The organism is Bacteroides stercorirosoris, from assembly GCF_900142015.1.
Classification (GTDB): Bacteria; Bacteroidota; Bacteroidia; order Bacteroidales; family Bacteroidaceae; genus Bacteroides; species Bacteroides stercorirosoris.
Genome location: NZ_FQZN01000078.1, coordinates 1 through 2,337 on the forward strand (window position 1 = coordinate 1; position 2,337 = coordinate 2,337).

The window sequence follows — 2,337 nt, forward strand, 5'->3', positions numbered from 1 at the left end:
AAGATATTATGGAATTCACTTCCTATGGTAAGGGACGTGAAATTTTGAAAAAGTATGATGTTGAACTCTAACGGGTTGCACTATGGCAAGATGGAAAATTAAGAATGTCGACATGAAGGGAGTGGCTATGGCTGTCCCTGAGAATGTGGTGAAGACATCTGATTTTGATTTTTTCTCTCAGGAAGAGGCGGAAGTCTTTGATAATACAGTCGGGATAAAAAGACGTCATATTGCTCCGGATAATATGTGTGCTTCGGACATGTGTCAAGTTGCCGCTGAGAAGTTACTTGAAGAACTGGGATGGGAGAGGGATAGTATTGATGTTCTGCTGTTTGAATCCGTGACAGGTGATTATCGTACTCCACCTACTTCTTGTATATTGCAAGACAGATTAGCGTTGTCGGAGAACTGTTTCTGTATGGATATCCCTATGGGATGCTGTGGATGCATGTATGCAATAACGGTTGCCGGTAATTTGTTGACGACTGGTAATGTGAAGCGTGCTTTATTACTTATAGGTGATACTGCATTGCGTATGGGGTCGATGAAGGACAAGAGTCGTGTGCCATTATTTGGTGACTGTGGTACGGCTGTTGCTTTGGAGTATGATGAAACAGCTAATGATATTGTTGTTGATTTTCATACTTATGGTAAGGGATATGAAGCATTGATGACTCCTCATGGCGGTTTTCGTCATCCGGTTACACCGGAATCTTTTGAATACGAGGATTTTGGTAATGGTATTGTTCGTGCTCCTATTCATACCTTGATTAATGGTATGAGTGTTTTTTCTTTTGCAATTTCTCGTCCTCCCAAATCTGTAGAAGTCTTCTTAAATGACTATCATTTGAATCGTGATGTAGATATTGACTATTTTTTGATTCATCAGGCCAATAAGATGATTGTAGACCGGATTGTGAAGAAGTTAAAGCTACCTATGGATAAAGTTCCTTATAATCTTGAAGAATTTGGCAATTTAGGAGGTGCTTCTATACCTTCTTTAATGGTTACGCGGCTTCGTGAACAGTTAGTATCTAAGGAAGCTACTTTGCTAATGTCTTCTTTTGGCTTGGGTTTAAGTTGGGGGACTATGTGGATGAAGACAAGGCCAATGATAATACCAGATTTAATAAAGATGTAATAGCTAATGGAGATTGCTCAAATCGTCAATTCTGTTTTTAACTCGAACACCTTTATATTGTCTGAAATCAATTCACCTAATGTTTTTTTGATTGATATAGGAGATTTTATTCCCATTATATCCCAAATGAAAGAATGTACTACAGTGAAGGGGGTTTTTCTTACTCATACACATTATGATCACTTATATGGTATTCGTCAGTTATCACAGGAGTTTCCTGATTGTATGATTTATACTTCTTCTTTTGGACAGGAGGCTCTAGCTTCTGATAAAAAGAATTTCTCTAGATATCATGATGATTCAATCGTGTTTACTAGTGCAAATTTGCACGTTTTGAAAGAAGGAGATAAGATCAATATTTTCTCCAATAAAGAATTAGAGGTTTATGCAACTCCAGGGCATGATAGAAGCTGTTTAACATATAAAATAGGAAAGCATATATTCTCAGGGGATTCTTTTATTCCGGGGGTACAGGTTATAACAAGTTTTCCTAATAGTAATAAACTGGAGGCGAACCTTTCTGTACAACGTATAGTATCATTAGCCAAAGGGAATAATTTATATCCTGGGCATGGAAGGATTTATGAGAACTTTAATCCTTAATGTAGTTGATAAATAGTAATAGTGTACCCACTGTTTTTTATGATAACCGTATACTTGAATAGCAGTATACAATTAGAAGAACAATGATATAATGTTTATTATCTGTACTGGTATTTAGTTATTATGATGTGGATAGTAATACTTTTTACGGCTGTTCTTATGGTATGTTATTTGTAATATTTATGGATTAATAGAACCGCGTAAATGAACGGTACCTATACGAATTTCTAATTTATTTCTTTTCACTATTTTATATGAAAATAGGAGATATTTTTAGGATGCTTTGTTAAATCGGTAATTCGATAATAGTATTTATTCTAAAATTATATATTAATCATGAAAATTCCATTTTCGCCCCCTTATATTGACGAGGCGGTCATCAATGAAGTCGTTGATTCGTTACGTTCCGGTTGGATCACTTCCGGTCCTAAAGTAAAAGCATTGGAAGAAGAAATAAAAGTATTTTCTAATGCAAAAGAAGTGCTTTGTGTAAACTCTTGGACTTCGGGAGCTATTATGATGCTTCGCTGGTTGGGAGTAACTGCTGAAGATGAAGTAATTGTTCCGGCGTATACATATAGTGCTACGGCATT

General features: G+C 36.1%; 3 protein-coding genes and 1 pseudogene. All 4 read left to right on the forward strand.

Annotated elements, in window-relative coordinates:
* A pseudogene (locus tag BUC01_RS26200) lies at positions 1 to 71 on the forward strand (acyl carrier protein); the annotation flags it as partial.
* Positions 72 to 82: 11 nt separating this feature from the next.
* The gene (locus BUC01_RS24765) at positions 83 to 1,141 is read left to right on the forward strand and encodes a 3-oxoacyl-ACP synthase III family protein (protein ID WP_073315205.1); all 1,059 of its coding nucleotides are present in this window, start codon (positions 83 to 85) and stop codon (positions 1,139 to 1,141) included.
* 6 nt (positions 1,142 to 1,147) lie between these two features.
* The gene (locus BUC01_RS24770) at positions 1,148 to 1,744 is read left to right on the forward strand and encodes an MBL fold metallo-hydrolase (RefSeq protein WP_025836053.1); all 597 of its coding nucleotides are present in this window, start codon (positions 1,148 to 1,150) and stop codon (positions 1,742 to 1,744) included.
* A gap of 336 nt (positions 1,745 to 2,080) precedes the next feature.
* Positions 2,081 to 2,337 (forward strand): DegT/DnrJ/EryC1/StrS family aminotransferase (locus BUC01_RS24775; protein ID WP_139261916.1); only part of this gene is annotated, 257 nt, incomplete at its 3' end.